Source organism: Cytobacillus spongiae, assembly GCF_021390075.1.
Map to the genome: position 1 here is coordinate 3641888 of NZ_CP089997.1, position 15890 is coordinate 3657777.

Below are 15890 nucleotides of genomic sequence, written 5' to 3' on the forward strand. Positions count from 1 at the left end.
AGAAATTTCAGCGGTAAACACTACTAATTTCCTTTCCCTATCCATTCTATGGTGGGAATTCATTATCTTACATATGTTAATCGAACAAAATATAGGAAAGATCTCTTACCCTTTAGGAAGGAAATCAAATAAGAGGATGTATGATGTCCGTACCCTAACAGGATTCAGAGGGGGTTACAGATTCATTCTGTATGGCTTTTACCACAGGCAACAATTTGTGTATACGAAAGTAGGTTTTCCTTATTTACCCACCCCCTTCTCTTTAGAAAATGTGAATGTTCCCCTTCTTTTTCGTGTGAACCTAGCACCTCTTCACAAATACAACTAGACAAAGGATTATGTTTTTTGATAAATTAATACAATAAAAATCCATTTGAAAACTGCATATGTAAACGATGAAAAGGAAAGTAGTTTCTGCTATATTCAATAGAGAGCTGGGGGTGGTGGAAGCCTGGCGATGAGGCATGAACGAAGAACACCTTTGAGTTCTAACCGAACAGAATATTCTAAGTAGGCCTAGACGTTACCAGCACGTTATTGACTGGGTAAGCAATTGTAAGTTGGTCATATGATGACAAATTGGGTGGTACCGCGGAAGATGGCCTTTCGTCCCTTTCTATGGGATAGAAGGCTTTTTTTATTGCAAAAATAACCAGAAGGAGACTATTTATGAAAAAGACCGTAGTAAAGGACTTATACAGAAATCAAGAAGAATATAATGGTGCAACTGTTCAATTTTCTGGCTGGATTCGTACGCTTCGTGATTCTAAAACCATTGGCTTTATGGAATTAAATGACGGAACATTTTTTAAAAGTGTACAAGTCGTGTTTGAAGACACGCTAGATAACTTCAAAGAAATTACGAAATTACCGATCAGCTCTTCTGTTTTAGTAGAAGGTGAATTTGTCCCAACTCCTGAAATGAAGCAGCCTTTTGAAATTAAAGCAACTAAAATTGTTGTAGAAGGGGTATCAGATACAAGTTATCCATTACAAAAAAAGCGCCATTCTCTTGAATATTTAAGAACGATTGCTCATTTACGTCCGAGAGCTAACACTTTCTCAGCTGTGTTCAGAGTAAGATCTCTTGCATCTTATGCCATCCATAAGTTCTTTCAAGAACAAGGTTTCGTAAATGTACACACACCGATTATTACGGGAAGTGATACAGAAGGTGCCGGTGAAATGTTCCGTGTCACATCAATGGATTTGAACCAAGTGCCTAAAACGGAAGAAGGAAAAGTAGATGACAGTGCCGATTTCTTTGCTAAAGAAACGAACTTAACGGTTAGCGGTCAGTTAAACGCAGAAAGCTTTGCACTTGCTTTCCGCAATGTATATACCTTTGGTCCGACCTTCAGAGCAGAGAACTCGAATACTGCTCGTCATGCCGCTGAATTCTGGATGATTGAGCCTGAGGTTGCCTTTGCAGAATTACCGGATATTATTGACCTTGGAGAAGATATGGTCAAATATGTTATTAACTATGTTCTTGAACATGCACCTGAAGAAATGGCATTCTTTAATAACTTTATTGATAAAACACTTTTGGAAAGACTGACAAATGCGCTAGAGTCCGAATTCGGAAGAGTAACCTATACTGAAGCGGTGGAATTATTAAAGAACTCCGATAAACAATTCGACTACCCAGTTGAATGGGGGACGGACTTGCAAACGGAGCATGAACGTTACCTAAGTGAAGAAATTTACAAGCGCCCTGTTTTCGTAACCGACTATCCGAAAGAAATCAAGGCTTTTTATATGAGAGCAAATGATGATGGTAAGACTGTAGCAGCGACTGACCTACTGGTTCCGGGAATTGGTGAACTAATCGGTGGAAGCCAGCGTGAAGAAAGAGAAGAAGTCCTTGCCAATCGAATTAAAGAGCTTGGCATGTCAGAAGAAGACTACTGGTGGTACCTCGAGCTACGAAGATTCGGTGGCACCAAACATTCTGGCTATGGAATCGGATTCGAGCGACTTGTCATGTACTTAACTGGGATGAAGAATATCCGTGATGTGATTCCGTTCCCACGTACACCGGGAAATGCAGATTTTTAATCGTACCTTCAAAAAAGGATGCTGCGGCATCCTTTTTTCATTATCTGTCTAGTCTTTACATCAGAAAAAAGAGACGATTACGATCGTGTAAGCGCCCCCTCGTGTTGAAGTATGAAAGTTGCCTGGTGAAGAAGTCACTTGGTACATGTTATTTTTTATAAATTCTCGGAATAAGTTATGAACCTATCAACGATTTTCAAACTACCTTTTTTCATAATTCTACGGAATTGCTTAAGAATAGGCAAAGTTTAAATAGTAAAATCAAATCTCTAATTAAAGATAAATCTTTTTTAAAAACCTCTTGATCCCCATCATACGCTTCGAGTTCATCAACAAAAATATGGTTTGGAATATCTGTTTTGTTACTTTAGATAATGCATCCTCTGCATCATCAATTAATTTAACAAAACTTGAATAATTATTCTCCACGAACCTTTATTAAGATCTACTTCCATTTCCGGCCAGTCGCCAAAATGATGGGACATGTAAACTCAAGGTCGTACTTAATAAACGTGGTCTAATCGGGTCAAGGAGAAGAATTGGATAAATAGTGGTAGAAATTGAGTAAGAGTAAAATTAAAAGTAAATCCTACAAACGTTTTGGATACCTTTGGCATAAGGATCTACCGTTATCGTGTCATGCAGTTTTTTTGCTTCTTCTGTAGCATTTTTCAATAAATACCCATGCTTTACCGCTTTAAGCATTTCTATATCATTCCCACTATCTCCAAAGGCAAATGTATTCTCAACAGAGATCCTATACTGTTTCATTACAAAATAAACTACTGCCCGCTTCCCTGTATTTTGTGGTATAAAATCTACGTCAAATGCATTTACCGGATCTCCAGCTAGAGGGTTACAACGGTTAATATTGAAATTTATTCCACTATTGCGTGCTAATTGCTTTATGATATCAAGGTCGTACTTAACCTTCACACTATCTTCTATGAAATAATAATAATTCATCTTAAAGGATTGTTGACCAAATTTTGTTTGTTTTTGTAACTGTATTCCATATATTAATCTTAAATCATTAATAAAATCTTCAATCTCTCGATGGCTGAATCCTGACCTTTTGATTCTTTTCTTCCACTCTTGATTTTGATTAAATTCTCCTTTTGGGTTGATCTCCCATAACTCTGTTCCAAGGTTTGATGCAATAAAATGCGGAAGATAGTTCATCCGAGCTGCTCTCATTTTTTTATGAATATCAGCCAAACTACTGCCTGTTACCCAACCAATTCTGATGTTTTTTTTATGAAGAATCTTTTCAAGATACTCCTCAAGCTCATATAAATCTTCTAACTGCCACCCTTTTAGGTCATGTGGATAGTATGTTTCATCAAAATCAAATAGCATTAAGTAGTCAGGATTTCCGTTAGAATGGTACACTTTATATGTCACGTTTAATGCCCCCCTGTTCTATGTTATTTATAATGTACAGGCAGGGAACGTTCCCAGGTCAATCTTTTTAGAGGTGAAATAAATGGCTACTATTCTAGATATTGCTCGACTTAGTGGCGTTTCAAAGTCCACGGTATCACGCGTTATTAATAATCATCCTCACGTTTCAGAAGACAGCCGAAAAAGAGTAATGGAGGCAATAGAAAAGTTGTCTTTTGTTCGAAATGCGCGAGGTGTACACCTAAGAACACAATCAACAAAAACTATTGGTGTGACTATCCCGGTCCTTGATCACCCTTATTTTAGCCCGCTTGTTGGCATGATTGCAGAAAAAATCAGAAAATCCGGATATAAGATAGTTATTTTCCAAACGTTTTATTCTATTGATGAGGAATATGAAATTTTTGAGAGGCTAACTGAAAATGAGCTGGACGCAGTCATTATCACCCATACTTTATTAGGTGAGAAGGAGATTAAACAGAAATCTAGAGATAAGATCGTGCTTATTTGCAACGAACCACTTCAAACAAAACATTTAGATGTCTTTGCACTTGATGAAATTGATGCAGTCTATTCGTCTACCAAATACCTACTGAAAGAAGGACGCAACCAACTATTATTTTGTGCGGATGAAGAAAGAACGCCACTTCAGCGACAAAGATGGGAAGGGTTTAAACAAGCTCATCTTGATTTTAATAAAGCATGTACTATTCATCAAAAAATAAGTGGGTACTCTACGATTGAAGATGGTATACTCCTGGGTGATGAAATTTTTTCAGGTCATTGCAAACATGATGGAATTCTTGCAGGCAGTGACTTTTTAGCTGCAGGCTTACTTTCGTCTTCTAAAAAACATGGTGTTTCTATTCCAAAAGAATGTTCCATTATTGGTTTTGATGACCACCCAATTTGCCTGACAACTTTCCCTGCACTTTCTAGCATTCAAAACCAGACTAAATTGATGGTCATTGATTTGGTCACCTGTTTACTAGACAGACTTAGCGGTAAAGAATTTCTCCCTGCAAGAAAAGTCTATAAAGGGGAGCTGGTGATTAGGGGGACCTAAGAAGGAATTGGATATTCCTTTTAGGACGTATACCCCTATAAGGAGTGTATCTTCCACTAAACAGTATGATGATGGCACAAATAATACTTGTCCTTATACGTCGTATAAAGCAATAAAGACAGCTAGTTCTAGTGGCATGACATATAGCCAACCAAGTGTAACAAGCAGTTCAGCATTTTTAGGGTAGTACATTCTATCGGAAACCCATTTTGGGGAGATACTCTTCCGAACATTGATTACGTTTACGACTTAACGATTTATAAAAGTGGAGTCACAATGATTAACGGATCTCATGATGGTTACCCATGGCATGAAATTTATAGGTATGATTCGAGTTGGAAGACATTATACACCTATAGTGCAAGTGGTTCGTCACCTACTTCCCTGGCTCCACCAATGGATATAGACTTTGGATATTACCAGTAATATTGTGCCTTGAAAGATAATTAAAAGAGCATGAATCAATTCATGCTCTCTTATCGCAAAATCATAATAATTTTGATAGTGAATAAGATATTACATAACATCTTAGGATTTGAAAGGAGAAATTATGGGATGGAATCAAGTTGGTTAAAAAGAAAATTCTTAGTTGCTACCATCACCAGTCTCTTGTCCACCACCACCACATATCTAATTTTTAGTAAATATATTGATTTATCAATTATATGGATTATTTTTTTGGTATTTACCTTAGCTATTTTCACGTATGGATTAGTGGTATCATTTCTTATAGATAAATTGACCAAAAAAATAAATAACCCGATTATAAAAGCTCTTTTTAAATTAATAGGCTATTCACTCTTTGGAGGTTTATTCTTTTTAGCCGAATTTATCAGTTTATACGGTCTTATTGCAGGTATTTTTTTCTTTATAATCGAAGAACTCTTTATAAAATTCAATAAATTACCTTTTTCAGCTGGTCTATAAATAATTAACGAATTATAGAGGCGACTTTGGTCCAGAATGGATTGACTCACCAAAAACAAGAAAGGAAAATATCAAGAAGCACCCAGAACAGGTTCAGATGTCTTATAAGACACAATAACTTTGGCAGGGAGCCTCTAGAAAGCTGTTTAGAGGCTCTTTTCAACATTCAAGCAGGAAATTTAACGGAAAACATTAAATGCCCTAGATATCAATCTAAGGATGTTAAGATCGGTACCAAGGGGTAAAGGCTTGGCGGGAGGCATCGTAGTGGAACCCATCGGGCTCCTAGCAGGATTAATTAGAAGTAAAAGAGTAAGAATGGACTGTCTTCAGTGCGACAACAGCTGGGAGCATCTAAAGAAATAGAAAAGAAACCAAGAACTAAAGGGAACTGCCAATATTCATTAATGAAGAGAAGGGAACCTTTTTTCTCAAACTCCTCTATTTCCGTAAGAAAATACTCAGGATTATCCCATCCCTACTTGTCCTTACAGCCAGAATAATCACTATGCCTTATTTGTACAATTTCTTTTAAAATATGTATCATTTAAACCCTCAAACGAATGTAATCACTTTAGGTCACCTTTTATTAATCCATTTCCTTCTTGAACTAGTCGAGTAGAAGGGAGCCTTTCTACCTTACGGTAAATGGTACTCCTCCCCCCTCACAGAACCGTGCTTGCGCTATTAACGCACACGGCTCCTCCAAATTATCATTCACAGAATGTAGCTGATTTCATTTCTTAAGTCATAAATATTCACTTTGATTCTTGGTGAAGGTAGTGGGTATTTATTAAGAAAGAGCCTGAATTTATCCCAAGTAAAGGATTTCCTTTGGCTTCTTCTGTTTAGCCATTTAAATAGTAAGCTCTCGATTTTCTCTTTAAAGTTGTTAACAGTTTGGGAGTTATCAGTGATGCAATAATAGTTGTAATAACCTATTAGTGAGCGTTTAAATCTATCCATAATCATATGAATATCTTTATTCCTATTATTCATCAGAAATTCTTTCGTTTCTTTTAGTTTGCCTTGGACTTTCCTCCTGCTGGTTTTCCGCTTTACTCGGAACTTGCCGTGCTTACTTAACCCACAATAGTGTGTAAACCCAAGGAAATCGAAGGTATCTGGTTTGCCAGTCCCGTCACGTTTTGCATTCTTTTCCGCAAACCGTCCGAAGGGAATTATTTTAGTTTTATCCTCAGCTATTTCCAAGTTGAATTTCTTTAACCTAGCTTTTAATGAATGGAAGAATTGCTGGGCTTCCCTTTTATTCTGAAAACAACAAACAAAATCATCTGAGTATCTTACTATATATGCCTGGCCTTTACATTGTTTCCTAACCACTTTTTCAAACCATAGATCAAGAACGTAATGAAGATAGACATTGGCTAATATCGGAGATATCACTCCACCTTGCGGTGTACCATTGTCTGTCTTGTGTTTCTTACCTTCCTCCATGTATCCACCTTTAAGAAACCTGCTGATTATTCTCAGTAGGTTAGGGTCAGAGATTCGGAGTTTCAAGAATTCCATCATCCATTTGTGGTCAACGTTATCAAAGAAGCCTTTAATATCTACATCGACTACATAACTCACTGCTCTCTTCTCAATATATTGATTCAGTATTTTCAGCGCATCGTGGCAGTTTCTATTTGGACGGAACCCAAATGAGCAGTCTAGAAAGTCATTTTCATAGATGGAGTTTAGTATTTTAGTAATGCCTTTTTGGACAATTTTATCTTCATGTTCCGGTATTCCCAATGGTCTCATCTTGTTTAAGTTGAGCTTTGGGATATACATTCGTCTTACTGGAACACGACGATAACTTTTACTTTTGAGCCTACTTACTAAGTCCTCTATGTTTTCTTCCAAGCTGTCACAGTATTGTTCTTTTGTCGTTCCGTTGATGCCCGTTGCCTTTTTATTAGGCAATTCATGATGACACTGAGTTAGGGATTGTTCATTCAATAAATGCGCAAGAGATGTGAATTTCATTTTAGGCTCAGATTTTGCTAATTCTGCTATCCTTAGTAGTTTTGTTTCCATTTATTATTCCTACCTCTGTGTGTAGTAAATGTGTCCCTAGTAAGGGTGATAACTGGTAGCTAGCCTTCCCTCCATCGGCATTACCCGACTTCATTGGTACTACGCTGCTATCCGACTCCCTATCGTGGAATTTGGTTTCCTTGCTTGTTATCGCTTGTAGACCATACTCTTCAAAAGAAAAGACCGGTAGGGTTTCCCGAGTTGCCGTATCATATCAATGTGTAACGTGCCAAGGTCTCTGACTCCAGAGAGGTTTTACCGTTCTTGCCTTTGATGAAGGATAAAATGTTGCTTTCGGCCCGCCCGCTATATGATACGACCTAGGCTCGGCCGCACACCTGCCCCGTTAGTGAAAGTGTAATGCTTCACAACCTTGGAAAGAACAAAATCGCTAACGCGACTCAACCACACCCCAAGTGTTGATTATTCACTTGGGTCTTTTTTCGCTTGCCGCATGGTACCATTACAAAAAGGGCATTCGACTTCCACTTCTTCATTTTGATCTAAATCAAAATGAAACTCCTCTACTACATAATCAGGAACTTCATCTTTTTTTCCACAATCAAGACACTTAAATATAATGAATTCCATTTCATCATTTAAACCAAATGGATCTTCCTCATCCAACCATTTTAAAAAATTATCCTGCTTTTTGTTTTTGTCCAAGGTTTATTCTCCTCATTGTTTTAATAGATTCCATATCATCCATATATTGATACAAGTATCCGTAATCTGTATGCCATATCTCAACTAAGTCCATCTCTCGATGGCAATGAGGACAGATAAATGGATCTTTATCAAATGCTTCAATCATTCTTTGTCGATAAGTCTTCTTTTTCTTTCTATTTCCTAGGAGCAATGAAAGTTGTCTAGTTCTCATAAATGAATATAGACTCATAACATGGTTAGCTCTTTCATACGTTCTTCTACTGTACAACCCAAAACGACCAACCATTCGAAAATGCTTGGGATTAATGTGCTGTATTAACATAAAGAGAAATTCGAAAACGGGAAAAGTTTTATCTACTCGTTTCCCTATTTGATGATCTTCATACCAAAAACGAACTACCTTTCCGTCATATTCTTCAACCCGATACTCAGCAATTGCGGGCCTCGCTAAGTATCTACCTGTATATTTTGCCGCACCTTTAGCGTCATTCATCTTCTTTTCTGCATTCACATAAAATCCTTTTGGATACCTTTGATATAATTCATTAACAAGATTTGTAACCCTTTGGTTATCAGGAAACCATTTCTTTAACAAGTCCAATATAACTTTCTGCCAAGACTTTCTCAAAAAGTCATAAGGAATATATCCACTTGAAACCCATTGATTTCGATTATCTAAAGCGCCCTCGGTAACCAAAGCATGAATATGAGGATTAAATTTCAGGTCCCTACCAAAGGTATGAATAACAGTAATAACCCCAACGGTTAAATTATCCTTTTTTCTTCTCTTTTGATAGTGGTATTGAAAAACTTCAGCGACTTGCTTACTTAGTTCGTTTAACTTCTTGCGATCTTCAAAAAATACATTTCTAAGTTCTTTCGGTATAGTAAACACCATATGTCGATGTGGTACATCCAAAATCATTTCCTGTTGTTTATCTGACCAATCATCCGTATACTTCTTACCACATCTATGACAGAAGCGACTTTTACATGTAAAGCAAACAAAAACAGGTTTAGGATTCCCTTCACACCCTAAACATTCATAACGAGCATACCCTAAATCACTTGTGCCACAATGCATCGCCTTTTCCACCGTTTCTTTTATAACCTCACGATAGTATTCGGGGAATCTCCAGTCGTTCAACTTCCAATCCATCAAAGTGGTCTTTTAAAATGTGTTTTATGACTCCGCTTCCTTGTTTACTCATATTGATACTCCTACTATTTATACGAACATTTTATCGAACAGTTATCCACAAGTCGAGAATTTTATAATTTCCTAAACAAATAAAAAGTCCTTCGAGATAATTATCTCAAAGGACTAACCAGCTTTCCAAAGAATTTTGACAATTTTTCCAATTAATTTTGACGAATTTCTAATTAATTTTGAAAACCTACAGTTATACCACCGCACTATCCCACTTCTTCTTATCCTGTACAAATAAAATACCTAGTTCGTGATGATCTCCTTCGTATAGCGCTCTTTGCACGAAGCGAATTTGTCCATTTACATCAATGACCTCAAGCTTACAATGGGCACGGTTCCGTTGGAGTGCTTCGTACAAGGCTGTTTCACTTTGAACGGGTGTGCCATTCACCTTTGTGATCATTTCCCCAACCTGAAGAGCCATTTTACTAGCGGGAGACTCTGGAATAATTCCGAGGATCATCAAACCATGATTTTTTTTAGAAAAGAAGAAAGGCAGGCTTTCATCTAATAGTTTGTGACGAATATACAATGCCTCTCGACCGATCATCGCAAGTGCTACTACACCTACAGAAGACAATGGGTACCAGTATCCAACTGCTGCAAGCGGGACGAATAGAATGCCTAACATCATTACTCTTTTACCCAGAACATCAATCGCATCTTTCGGAAGCATTCCTTGGATTCGTTGATGAAACCCAATAGTAAATGGAACAAGCAACAACGAATAGCTACTATCTGCTATTGTGAAGACAGGCCACCAAGAAAATGGAGATGATAACGCCTCACCTGGTATGACTAGAAATAGCGGAAGCATCCATATTCTTTTCACCTCATGAATTCCAACTCTTTGACCACGTTTACTGTTAATCAGCCTTGGCGATGTTCCTTTTGAACCGTTTCGGAAAATAAGAACTCCTTCTGCAATCATCAAAAGAGCAAGTAAAAGGGCAATGGCAGGAAATACACTCTCCTCCACCTCTTTAAGAGCTTCAGGAAAAAAAGGTAGCTCCCACCCTTGATTCGATCCAATGACTACTACAAAAAAGGCAACACCTAATGTATAGACTGGGGAAAGCAACCGAATCTTTGTTGTAAAACTCAGAAGAATGGTCCATATTGCCGTAAATAGAATGGCCGCAAATGGAATGACTAAGCCTGCACCAATCGTAATTAGAGAAAGGCAAAGTCCTAGAAGCATTCCTAATGGGAGCAATTGCCTTAATTCAAAATAGGCATTTTCCGCGCGAATATGAAAATTCCATCTTTCTCGCTTGACACGTGATACACCTAATATAGCCGCTAGAAAAAATGCGTAATAAAACACGGGATGGAGAAATAATTTTCCGGTTCCGATTAATAATTGTACAATCCAGCTTTCAACCACCCTTGCCACCAACCTCTATGTAAATTTCTATTTCTCTCAACTTATCTGTCTTTATTCTACCAAAATGTGCCGTCAAAGCCTATTGCTAGTTTTTTGAAAATAGCCATTAAGTACGTAACTAGGAAAAATGCTAGATTTGAACCAATTTTCAAGTAAAACGCCCCTATGCAGGCTTGGAAAATCTGCATAATGAGCGAAAATAGGGGATGATGGAGCGAAACTTGGTCAAGTACGAGCGAGTTCTTGTCGAATACGAGCGAAAATCAAAAAAAGTGAGCGAAAACGCCAAACCCTTGAGCGTTCGCTCCAAAAACGAGTGTTCGCTCCCTTTTCAGATCATATGCAAAAGACAATGTACCTCCCCCAATGCAAAAAGCCAGGCAAGGTGCCTGACTCCTTATTATTTTGCTAAGAAGCGAAGAGCGGTTTGAAGCTGGAGGTCATTTTTTTCTTTCTTCATTTCTTTAATAACGGCTTCTTCAAGCAAGGATGCTGTCTTCTGATCAATCACACCTGTTGCTTTTTCACCCTTTTGCTGCTGGAAGGCTTTCACGGCTGTTTCCGTTTGTATGCTAAAGTATCCATCCGTTCTTCCCGGTGCAAAACCTAACCCGTCTAATATTTGCTGCGCATTTTTCACCTGTTCATTGTTCATATCCTTTTGCAGAGGTTTCTCAATTTGAATGGGGTGTGTATGATAGATGTCTGGCTGTGTTACCTCTAAGGTCGGTTCAATCCCTTTTTTGTGAATCCAATTGCCATCCGGGGTAAGCCATTTAAACAGCGTCAACTTAATATTACTTCCATCACCCATCGGCATAGCCTGCTGCACAGTTCCTTTCCCGAAGGTTCTTTCACCTATTAAAGTATAATTCTCTCCTTCTTTTAAGGCACCAGCTAATATTTCAGAAGCGGAAGCACTTCCTTCATCAATTAACACCGCCACAGGATAGGTCTTATCACCCTCCAATGTGGAAAAGTAACGGAGCTTCTCACCATCACGCTTTTCAATTTGTACATATGGCTTTTCCTTTGAAACAAACTCCTTTAAGATTTCTTCCACACTTGATAAGAGGCCGCCCGGATTGCCTCGTACATCAATAATTAACCCTTCCATTCTCTTCTTCTCCAATGACTTTAGCTCTTCCTTAAATTCCTTCGCAGTATTTTCTGAGAATGATGTGATCTCCAAATAGCCAATTTTTCTTTCATTTTGCTTCTTCAGATCGGAGTAGACCGTAATTTGGGGAATTTCATCTCGCTTTATATCAACGGTAATTGGTTCCTTAAGCCCTTTTCTCGCAATCTCTAATTGAACCTTCGTTCCTTTTTCACCCCGTATTTTCAAGGTCGCTTCATACAAGTCTAAGCCTTCCACACTTTCTCCATCTACCTTTAAAATTTGATCATTCGGCTTTAAGCCTGCTTTTTCAGCTGGAGAATCTTTAAACGGAGACACAATAACAATTTTCCCCTCAACCATGCTCACTTCGGCACCAATCCCCTCAAATGAGGATTCAAGTGTCTCACTGAATTGTTTAGCTGTTTCCTGATCCATATAGACAGAATACGGATCATCGAGCGTTGACAACATACCTGTTATCGCACCTTCAATCAACTGGTCCCCTTCAACCTTATCGACATAGCTGCTTAAGATAAGCTTGTAGGCTTGCTGCACTTTATCCAAGTCCTCCAGGCTCACAGCTTGCCCTGAACCTGTCTCCATGCCTTGTATTTGCTTCTCCAAAGCAGACCCTTCCGTTGGCTTTTGCAGCAGCTGCATACCAGCATACGTGCCCCCTGCCCCTGTCAATAAAGAGCCTGTCATTAAAATCGCCATCCACTTTCGATTCATATGAATCCTCCTCAATTCTCTCTCTACCGTTCCTTAGCCTTTTCTGGTTGAATCAGTAAACAAATTTTGATTAATAGGCACAATCTTAGCTTATCAACACTATATGCCAAGAATGGACGAGTTATGAAGAATAAAGGTCGATTTGCCATGATGAAAAAGAAATTCCTCCAATTTTGCTCTAGTAGGTTTTATTTTACATAGAATAGGGAAGGATGATAGAAAGATAGAAAAAGCTTACCCTAAAGTAGGATAAGCTTGTCGTATTAGTTCATGATTCGGTTTACACGACCATTGAATTTTTGTTTCCAATAGCCAGAGGTCATATCTGCAATCGCAACTCCTGTAGAGTTTTGAGAACCGATAAATTTCCCTCCACCAAGGTAAATACCTACATGACCGTCTCTTTTATACGTATCAAAGAATACTAAATCGCCTGGCTTCATATTACTTGTTGACACAGGTGTTCCCGTATTTTTCAATGATTCTGTGCTTGCACCGATGCGGACACCTGCTTGGGAGAAAGCAAAGTGAACAAAGCCTGAGCAATCAAAACGTCCATTTTGAATGTCATATTGGTTTCGACCGCCACCAAACACATACACTGAATTTCCGATATATTTGTAGCCAGCAGCAAGTACGTCACTCAAGCTTCCGTTACCTGCCGGAGGAGTGTACACTGGAGCTGACGATGCTCCATTTGAATGACTAGTATTCGATGATGATGGTGCACTTGCAAGTGAACGCTGAGCCTCTGCTTGTAAGCTAGCTTTCTTGTTTAGATTCTCTTTTTTCTCTTTCTCTAATTGAGCTTTTAACTGGTCATTTTGCTTCTTTTGCTCTTGAATTTGAGCCTTCATTCCGTCCAGTTCAACCTTCTTACTTGTTAGGTCGGCTAACTTGCTTGCCACAAGGTCTTGTTTCTCCTTAATAGAAGCTTTATCTACTTCATGCTGTTGAATTAAATCACTATCTGCTTGAGCAATTTGCACAACCGCAAACACTCGATCAACAAAATCACTAAAATCCTTTGAACCAACAAGTACTTCTAAGTAGCTTACCTTCCCACCTGTTTCTTGTAATGATTCAGCGCGCTTCTTGAGGATTTCAGTTCTCTTTGCAATCGACTCGTTATGTATCGCAATTTCTTTATTTAAAGCTTCTACCTCTGCATTAGTTGCTTTGATTTCCGCTTCCGTTTTGGCGATCATTTCATTGTTATCGTTATATGCTTCTTCTACACGTTTTACTTGCTCTTGTAATTGTGATAGCTTATTTTGTACTTCTGTTAAGTTTTGTTCTACTTTACGCTGCTTTTCAGCATTTGTTTCTGCCAAGGTAGACGGTAAGGCAATCACACTTCCTAAACCTAGTAAAATCGTTGTATTTAAGACTAGTAATTTCTTCTTCAACATAAACTGCCAACTCCCTAATTTAAGCAAAATTATGTATTTTATTTTAAAATAAGACAATAAATTCAGTTTTTTTACAGCATTAGTTGTTTTTCTCTCTAGTAGTATAGCAACAGGAGATAACAGGAAGGTTAGAGGAATATTACAATTGTGTAACAAAACAAGTTAAATTAACAGAATTTACAGGAAATAAGTCATATGAGGAAAGTAGGATGAAGGAATTTTCTGTATTTTAAACTATTTATCCAAACAAGAAAATTTTCTCGTATTTTGATGTAAAAAACAAAAGGTATCGAGAACATTCTCAATACCTTTTGTTTAAACATAGTCTTCGATTTTTGTAGAAATCATTTATCGTGAATAGGTATATTTACTAGTTTAATAGGGTATAAATAGAGTAAACAAGACTTACAATGGGACAATTCCAACTGGGTTAATTGCGTTGGACTTAGAAGCATTCCACGGGCCACGGTGAAGCTCAAAGTGTAAATGCTGTCCAAAGGAGTACCCTGTATTCCCCATAACTCCAATTTGTTGGCCTTTTGAAACAGTAGCACCTGAGCTTACTGAACGACTGCTCATATGCGCATATACAGTTGTATAGATTTGTCCTTCAATAGAGTGAGAAATAAAGATGGCATTTCCATAACTACTCGAATAGTAGGATTTGATTACTACCCCGTCGGCTGCTGCTACAATTGGAACATGACCGCTAGCGGCAATATCTACACCTGCATGGAGTTCGCCCCAGCGGTGGCCGAACCCTGAAGAAAGGTATCCTGCAGAAGGACGAGTAAAGGCTCCGCTAGAAACCGGTGGAGCAGAAACAGAGCTTCCTCCACTAGATCCGTTTGACCCTTTATTAGCCGCTGCTTTTTGCTGTTCAGCAATTCTTTTCTTTTCAAGCTTCTCGGCCTGCTTAATAGCAGCTTCCTGTGCAGCTAACAGCTCTTGTTCTTCTTCAAGCTCTAGCTTTTCTGCATGCATTTGCTCTTCCTCATGCTTCAAGGAAGCCATTAACTGATCTTTTTGTGCCTTTTGAGCGGATAGACGCTGTTTCATTGCTTCTAGCTCGCTTAGCATGGATTCTAGATCATTTAGATCCTTTTCCACTTTTGCTTCCTTTTCCTCTAAAAGCTGTTTGTCCGCTTGATGCTGCTCGAGAATTCCTTGATCTGCTTCAACGAACGTTGCCACTGCGCTCATACGATCGATAAAATCACTAAAGCTCTGAGCACCCATCAGAACGTCAATATAGCTCACCATTCCTCCATTTTCCTGGAAGTTGCGAGCGCGATCCTTCAGCATTTCATTTCGTTTATTGATTCTTTCAGTTAGCTCTTTAATTTCTATTTGAAGCTGTTCAATTTCTTTCTTTTTCTCTGCAATTTGAACTGTTTTTTCATCAATTTTGTTCTTCGTATCTGTTGTAGCTAGATCAATTTTTTTAATCTCTTGTTGCACTTGTTCTTGCTCTGCTTTTACTTTGTCCAGCTCTTTATTCGTACTATTGATTTGCGATTCAATTCCTGAACGCTCATTTTGTATTTCTTTTTTTTGGTTTTGAAGATCTTCTAGTTTACTAGCAAGTACATTTTGCGCTGGTGCTGCCACACTAATACTCCCAATGCCTAAAGTAGCTGCTAGAGTTAATGTTATAAGTGGTCGTTTCATTCCGATTTCTCCCTTCCATTCCTAATCTATGTACAGGTTCATCGTTTTTTCTGTGCAAGATTTTGAAACCTTTTAGCTTAATTAATCGTCTATTAGATAGCTTTGAAGGGTCTTAAGATACGGTTCCCCCCGTAGACCCTTCAAACCTCTCTTTCTAACTAGCAAGCTCGTTTTCTTCGATA

12 protein-coding genes and 1 other annotated feature are annotated in these 15890 nt (G+C 38.2%); of the genes, 4 read left to right on the forward strand and 8 right to left on the reverse strand.

The window, feature by feature from the left end:
• Positions 1–386 precede the first annotated feature (386 nt).
• Positions 387–617 (forward strand) — a binding site (T-box leader).
• A 52-nt stretch (positions 618–669) separates the two neighbouring features.
• Positions 670–2061, forward strand: coding sequence for an asparagine--tRNA ligase (gene asnS, locus LS684_RS18455; RefSeq protein ID WP_233808255.1), 1392 nt, complete (start codon positions 670–672; stop codon positions 2059–2061).
• Positions 2062–2637: 576 nt separating this feature from the next.
• Here the strand turns inward: asnS and LS684_RS18460 are convergent.
• The gene (locus tag LS684_RS18460; RefSeq protein ID WP_233808256.1) at positions 2638–3465 is read right to left on the reverse strand and encodes an HAD-IIB family hydrolase; all 828 of its coding nucleotides are present in this window, start codon (positions 3463–3465) and stop codon (positions 2638–2640) included.
• An 82-nt stretch (positions 3466–3547) separates the two neighbouring features.
• On the opposite strand from LS684_RS18460, the gene LS684_RS18465 reads away from it, so the two are divergent.
• From LS684_RS18465 to LS684_RS18470, 3 genes are all read left to right on the forward strand, one after another.
• Positions 3548–4531: a LacI family DNA-binding transcriptional regulator gene (locus tag LS684_RS18465; RefSeq protein ID WP_233808257.1), complete on the forward strand. Its 984-nt coding sequence runs from the start codon at positions 3548–3550 to the stop codon at positions 4529–4531.
• Between the two features lie 231 nt (positions 4532–4762).
• The gene (locus LS684_RS24325) at positions 4763–4957 is read left to right on the forward strand and encodes a DUF3238 domain-containing protein (protein ID WP_432418835.1); all 195 of its coding nucleotides are present in this window, start codon (positions 4763–4765) and stop codon (positions 4955–4957) included.
• 129 nt (positions 4958–5086) lie between these two features.
• Positions 5087–5458 (forward strand): hypothetical protein, encoded by a 372-nt coding sequence (locus tag LS684_RS18470; protein ID WP_233808259.1) that lies wholly within the window; start codon positions 5087–5089, stop codon positions 5456–5458.
• Positions 5459–6175: 717 nt separating this feature from the next.
• Here the strand turns inward: LS684_RS18470 and ltrA are convergent.
• The 7 genes from ltrA to LS684_RS18505 form a co-directional block, all read right to left on the reverse strand.
• Positions 6176–7504, reverse strand: a complete 1329-nt coding sequence (gene ltrA / locus LS684_RS18475) for a group II intron reverse transcriptase/maturase (RefSeq protein ID WP_233808260.1) — start codon at positions 7502–7504, stop codon at positions 6176–6178.
• Positions 7505–7927: 423 nt separating this feature from the next.
• Complete coding sequence (locus LS684_RS18480; protein ID WP_233808262.1) at positions 7928–8170, reverse strand: hypothetical protein; 243 nt, start codon at positions 8168–8170, stop codon at positions 7928–7930.
• The gene (locus LS684_RS18485) at positions 8145–9332 is read right to left on the reverse strand and encodes an IS91 family transposase (RefSeq protein ID WP_233808264.1); all 1188 of its coding nucleotides are present in this window, start codon (positions 9330–9332) and stop codon (positions 8145–8147) included. The genes LS684_RS18480 and LS684_RS18485 overlap by 26 nt, the downstream gene beginning before the upstream one ends.
• A 244-nt stretch (positions 9333–9576) precedes the next feature.
• The gene (locus LS684_RS18490; RefSeq protein ID WP_233808266.1) at positions 9577–10770 is read right to left on the reverse strand and encodes a PDZ domain-containing protein; all 1194 of its coding nucleotides are present in this window, start codon (positions 10768–10770) and stop codon (positions 9577–9579) included.
• A 400-nt stretch (positions 10771–11170) separates the two neighbouring features.
• Positions 11171–12625 (reverse strand): S41 family peptidase, encoded by a 1455-nt coding sequence (locus LS684_RS18495; protein WP_233808268.1) that lies wholly within the window; start codon positions 12623–12625, stop codon positions 11171–11173.
• A 263-nt stretch (positions 12626–12888) separates the two neighbouring features.
• Positions 12889–14037, reverse strand: a complete 1149-nt coding sequence (locus LS684_RS18500) for a coiled-coil domain-containing protein (protein WP_233808271.1) — start codon at positions 14035–14037, stop codon at positions 12889–12891.
• A 405-nt stretch (positions 14038–14442) separates the two neighbouring features.
• Positions 14443–15708, reverse strand: a complete 1266-nt coding sequence (locus tag LS684_RS18505) for a murein hydrolase activator EnvC family protein (protein ID WP_233808272.1) — start codon at positions 15706–15708, stop codon at positions 14443–14445.
• Positions 15709–15890: the final 182 nt, after the last annotated feature.

What these genes read in the sequence shown, in the direction of transcription:
- LS684_RS18500 (WP_233808271.1), bottom strand. Translation starts at nt 14,037, where the DNA reads ATGTTGAAGAAGAAATTACTAGTCTTAAATACAACGATTTTACTAGGT.
- asnS (WP_233808255.1), top strand. Translation starts at nt 670, where the DNA reads ATGAAAAAGACCGTAGTAAAGGACTTATACAGAAATCAAGAAGAATAT.
- LS684_RS18505 (WP_233808272.1), bottom strand. Translation starts at nt 15,708, where the DNA reads ATGAAACGACCACTTATAACATTAACTCTAGCAGCTACTTTAGGCATT.
- LS684_RS18470 (WP_233808259.1), top strand. Translation starts at nt 5,087, where the DNA reads ATGGAATCAAGTTGGTTAAAAAGAAAATTCTTAGTTGCTACCATCACC.
- LS684_RS18495 (WP_233808268.1), bottom strand. Translation starts at nt 12,625, where the DNA reads ATGAATCGAAAGTGGATGGCGATTTTAATGACAGGCTCTTTATTGACA.
- LS684_RS18485 (WP_233808264.1), bottom strand. Translation starts at nt 9,332, where the DNA reads ATGGATTGGAAGTTGAACGACTGGAGATTCCCCGAATACTATCGTGAG.
- LS684_RS18465 (WP_233808257.1), top strand. Translation starts at nt 3,548, where the DNA reads ATGGCTACTATTCTAGATATTGCTCGACTTAGTGGCGTTTCAAAGTCC.
- ltrA (WP_233808260.1), bottom strand. Translation starts at nt 7,504, where the DNA reads ATGGAAACAAAACTACTAAGGATAGCAGAATTAGCAAAATCTGAGCCT.